The following is a 4,798-nucleotide window of genomic DNA, read 5'->3' on the forward strand; positions in this document are numbered from 1 at the left end:
TCCTCGACGATGCGCTCGATGCGGTCGACCAGCGTGCGAGCCGAGGCCGTCTCGTAGCGGCCGATGTAGTCCAGGCCCACATCGCAGAAGCTGCACTTTTTCCAGTAGCAGCCGTGGGCAATGGTCAGCTTGTTCCAGCGGCCGTCGCTCCAGAGCCGGTGCATGGGGTTGAGCATGTCCAGCAGGCTCAGGTAGCGCTCGATCGGCAGGCCGTCCCAGGTCGGGGTGCCGATGTCCTCGAATGGGATGTCCGGCTCGGCCAGATTGACGTAGCGCACGCGGCCTTCCTCGCGCACGAAGGTGCGACACAGGCGTTGCGGGCCGCGCTGGCCCCGGAGGTGCTCGATCAGTGACAGCACCGGGCGCTCGCCCCCATCCAGCGTCACGTAGTCGACGAAGTCGAACACCCGCGGCTCGTCCAGTTCGCGCAGTTCGGTGTTGACGAAACCGCCGCCCAGGGCGATGCGCACGTCGGGATGCGCGGCCTTGATGGTCTGGCCCATGCGCAGGGCGGCATAGACGGCACCGGGGAAGGGCACCGACAGCAGCACCAGTGAGGGCTGATGGCGCTCCACTGCCTCCAGCGTGAGTTCGCGCAGGTACTCGTCGATGAGTGTCGGCGGCGCGGCCAGGGCCTGGGCCAGTGGATCGAAGCTCGGCTGGCTGCTGGCCAGCGATTCGGCGTAGCGCACGAACTCGAAGCGCCCATCCACCGCATCGCGGATCACGTCGGCCAGATCATTGAGGTACAGCGTGGCCAGGTGACGCGCCCTGTCGTGCGTGCCCAGCGCGCCGAAGGCCCAGGCCAGCGGGTCCTCGTTGCTGTCCCCGAGGTCGGTCTCGGCATAGACATCCAGCGGCGCGAAGCGCGGCCCTTCGGGCAGCAGCCCGCGCGCGGCAATGCGGTGGGCCAGGGTCGAGTCCGTGCCTTGCAGAAAGCGGATCACCGGCGTGATGGTGCCGCGGTAGGCCGCGAACTGGTCCAGGAAGGCGTGCACGCTCGCGCTGCGCCGCGATTCGGGCAATGCGTCGGCGCAGGCACGGACGTCGTCAAGCCCGCCGGGCGTGAACAGGCGCAGCACCAGCGCGAGGGCGATGTCGGCCTGTGCAGCCTCGATGCCGCGCGAGCGCAGGAAGCCGGTCAGGTAGGCGGTGGACGGGTAGGGGGTGTTGAGCTGCGTCATCGGCGGGATGAGGCTCAGCACCGGGAAAGCGGCGGTCATGGACTGGATTGTCGCGGAAGATGTGGCTCAGGCAGCGGCCAGCCTGATGCGCCCGGATTGCCTGACCGCACGGCGTGTCGAATGCGACCGGCACGCCGGCCGGCCGCAACAACCGAAGCCAGGCTCAGGCCAGTTCCGAGACCGGCACGCAGCTGCAGAACAGGTTCCGGTCGCCGTAGACGTTGTCGACACGACCCACCGACGGCCAGTATTTGGTGTTGACCGGGTTCGCCGCCGCCGCGGCCGCCACCTCGCGCGAGTAGGGGTGGTTCCACTCGCTCTTGAGCACGCTGGCCGCGGTATGCGGGGCGTTCTTGAGCGGGTTGTCGTCGCGCGGCCAGGTGCCGTTCTCGACGAGCCGGATTTCCTCGCGGATGGCGATCATGGCGTCGATGAAGCGGTCCAGCTCGGCCAGTGTCTCGCTCTCGGTGGGCTCGACCATCAGCGTGTTGGCGACGGGGAAGCTCAGCGTCGGCGCGTGGAAGCCGTAGTCCATCAGGCGCTTGGCCACGTCCTCGGCCATCACGCCGCTCGTTTCCTTGAAGCCGCGCAGGTCCAGGATGCACTCGTGCGCGACGTGTCCGTTGGCGCTCGCGTACAGGGTGGGGTAGTGTCCGGCCAGCCGCTGGCTGATGTAGTTGGCCGACAGGATGGCGACCTCGGTCGCATGCGTCAGGCCTTCGGCGCCCATCATCCGGATGTACATCCAGGAGATCGGCAGCACGGCGGCGTTGCCCAGCGGGGCCGCGGAGATCGCGCCCACGCCGCTGCTCACGCCACCCGTGGCATGGCCGGGCAGGAAGGGCACGAGGTCCTCGACCACGCACACCGGGCCGACGCCGGGGCCGCCGCCGCCGTGCGGGATGCAGAAGGTCTTGTGCAGGTTCAGGTGGCTCACGTCGCCGCCGAACTCGCCCGGTGCGGCCACGCCCACCAGCGCGTTCATGTTGGCGCCGTCCACGTACACGCGGCCGCCGTGGCGGTGGACCAGCTCGCACAGCTCCCGCACGGTGGTCTCGAACACGCCGTGCGTGGAGGGGTAGGTGATCATCACCGCGGCCAGGTTGGCGCTGTGCTGCTCGCACCTGGCCTGCAGGTCGGCCATGTCCACGTTCCCATTCTCGTCGCACTGGGTGACCACGACCTGCAGCCCGGCCATCTGGGCCGAGGCCGGGTTGGTGCCGTGCGCCGACGAGGGGATCAGGCAGATGTTGCGGTGGCCCTCGCCACGGCTTTCATGCCAGGCCTTGATGGCCAGCAGGCCGGCGTACTCGCCCTGCGATCCGGCGTTGGGCTGCAGGCTGACGCCGGCGTAGCCCGTGGCCTGGCACAGCCAGGCGCGCAACTGTTCGTCCAGTTCGCGGTAGCCCTGCCGCTGGTCGGCCGGGGCGAACGGGTGCATGTTGGCGAATTCCGGCCAGGTGATGGGAATCATCTCGCTGGTGGCGTTGAGCTTCATGGTGCACGAACCCAGCGGAATCATGCTGCGGTCCAGCGCCAGGTCCTTGTCCGACAGGGCGCGGATGTAGCGCAGCATGCCGGTTTCGCTGTGATGGCTGTTGAACACCGGATGCGTGAGATACGCACTGGTGCGGCGCAGCGTCTGCGGGATCAGCGGCTCCACGCCCTTCTCGAAGTTTGCGACGTCCGGCACCGTCTGCCCTGGCTTGGCGAAGATGGTCCACAGCAGTTGCAGGTCGTCGCGCGTCGTGGTCTCGTCCAGCGAGATGCAGATGTACTCGTCGAAGTACACGCGCAGGTTGGCACCCAGTTCCAGGCCCTTGGCCACCAGCGCCTGCGTGGCTGCGCCGGTGTGCAGCGAAAGGGTGTCGAAAGCACCCTGTCCGGTGCGCGCCTGCCAGCCCAGCTGCTCCAGCCCCTGCGCCAGGATCGCCGTGTAGCTGGCCACGCGTTGCGCGATGCGCTTGAGGCCCTGCGGCCCATGGTAGACCGCGTACATGCTGGCAATCACGGCCGGCAGCACCTGGGCCGTGCAAATGTTGGAGGTGGCCTTCTCGCGGCGGATGTGCTGCTCGCGCGTCTGCAGCGCCAGCCGGTAGGCGGGGTTGCCGTGCGCGTCCACGCTCACGCCCACCAGACGACCCGGCATGGAGCGTTTGTACTCGTCGCGGCAGGCCAGGTAGGCCGCGTGCGGGCCGCCCGCGCCCATGGGCATGCCAAAGCGCTGCGTGGTCCCCACCACGATATCGGCACCGAACTCGCCCGGCGGCACGATCAGCGTGAGGGCCAGCAGGTCGGCGGCCACGATGAAGGCGGCCTGCTTCGCATGCACCTTCTCCACATCGGCGCGCAGGTCATCGATGCGGCCGCTGGTGGCGGGGTACTGCGCGAGCACCGCAAAGTGGTCATCCGCCAGCCGCTCTTCCCATTCCTGGGCCGAGTTGGCCAGCACCACCTCGATACCCAGCGGTTTGGCACGCGTGCGGATGACCTCGATCGTCTGCGGGTGGCAGTCGCCGGCCACCACGAACACGTTGGAGGCACTCTTGACCGTGCGGCGCGCCAGCGTCATCGCCTCGGCCGCGGCGGTGGCCTCGTCCAGCATGGAGGCATTGGCGATCGGCATCGCCGTGAGGTCGCACACCATGGTCTGGAAGTTGATCAGCGCCTCCATGCGGCCCTGCGAAATCTCGGCCTGGTAGGGCGTGTAGGCGGTGTACCAGGCCGGGTTTTCCAGCACGTTGCGCAGGATGACACCCGGTGTGTGCGTGCCGTAGTAGCCCTGGCCGATGAAGCTCTTGAGCAGCCGGTTCTTCTGCGCAATGGCCTTGAGTTCGGCCAGTGCGGCAGCTTCCGTGGTGGCCGGGGGCAGTTGCATGCCCTGGCCGCGCGCAATGGAACGCGGCACGATGCCCTCGATCAGTGCACGGCGCGAAGCCTCGCCGATGACGGAGAGCATGTGGGCTTCATCGGTTGCGCTGACACCGATGTGGCGGGCAATGAATTCCGACGGGTTTTCGAGTTCGCCCAGGGGGGCGTTGGAGGGCATCAGCATGGCCGGGCTCGCTGCGGGTCGGGGTGGGTCAGGCGTTCTTGGCGAAGTCGTCGTAGGCCGAGGCGTCGAGCAAGGCATCGAGCTGGGCCGGCTCGCTCAGCTTGACTTTGAAAAACCAGCCGGCACCCAGCGGGTCGCTGTTGGCCAGCGAGGGGTCATCACGCAGGGCTTCGTTCACTTCGGTGATCTCGCCACTGACGGGCATGTACACGTCGGCTGCGGCCTTGACGGACTCGACGACGCCGGCCACGTCCTTCTGGGCATAGGTCTTGCCCACTTCGGGCAGATCGACGAACACCACGTCACCCAGCGCATCCTGCGCATGGGCCGTGATACCGACCGTGGCGGTGTCGCCCTCGACGCGGATCCATTCGTGGTCTTCGGTGTACTTGGTGGTCATGGTGGGCTCCAGGTGGGAAATGGGTAATCAAGGGGTAGGGCCTTAGCCCCGGACATAGCGGTTGGGCACGAAAGGCGTCGCGCTCACTTCCATGGGCACGGCCTTGCCGCGCACGATGGCGTTGACGCGGGTGCCAACCGTAGCATGAGCGGGCGTCAC

Annotated in this window: 2 protein-coding genes and 2 pseudogenes; all 4 read right to left on the reverse strand. The window is 67.8% G+C overall.

The features are described 5' to 3' along the window. A pseudogene (locus PHQ87_RS14490) lies at positions 1-1,223 on the reverse strand (radical SAM protein); the annotation flags it as partial. Positions 1,224-1,347: 124 nt separating this feature from the next. Continuing rightward, positions 1,348-4,239, reverse strand: a complete 2,892-nt coding sequence (gene gcvP, locus PHQ87_RS14495; RefSeq protein ID WP_300235844.1) for an aminomethyl-transferring glycine dehydrogenase — start codon at positions 4,237-4,239, stop codon at positions 1,348-1,350. Positions 4,240-4,267: 28 nt separating this feature from the next. After that, entirely contained in the window at positions 4,268-4,639 is a 372-nt protein-coding gene (gcvH, locus tag PHQ87_RS14500) for a glycine cleavage system protein GcvH (RefSeq protein WP_300235847.1), read from the reverse strand. 42 nt (positions 4,640-4,681) lie between these two features. Further along, positions 4,682-4,798, reverse strand: a pseudogene (gene gcvT, locus PHQ87_RS14505) (glycine cleavage system aminomethyltransferase GcvT); the annotation flags it as partial.

The sequence above is a fragment of the Hydrogenophaga sp. genome (assembly GCF_028698005.1).
GTDB lineage: Bacteria > Pseudomonadota > Gammaproteobacteria > Burkholderiales > Burkholderiaceae_C > Hydrogenophaga.

Coding starts and splice junctions, on each gene's coding strand:
- gcvP (WP_300235844.1), bottom strand. CDS start 4,239: ATGCTGATGCCCTCCAACGCCCCCCTGGGCGAACTCGAAAACCCGTCG.
- gcvH (WP_300235847.1), bottom strand. CDS start 4,639: ATGACCACCAAGTACACCGAAGACCACGAATGGATCCGCGTCGAGGGC.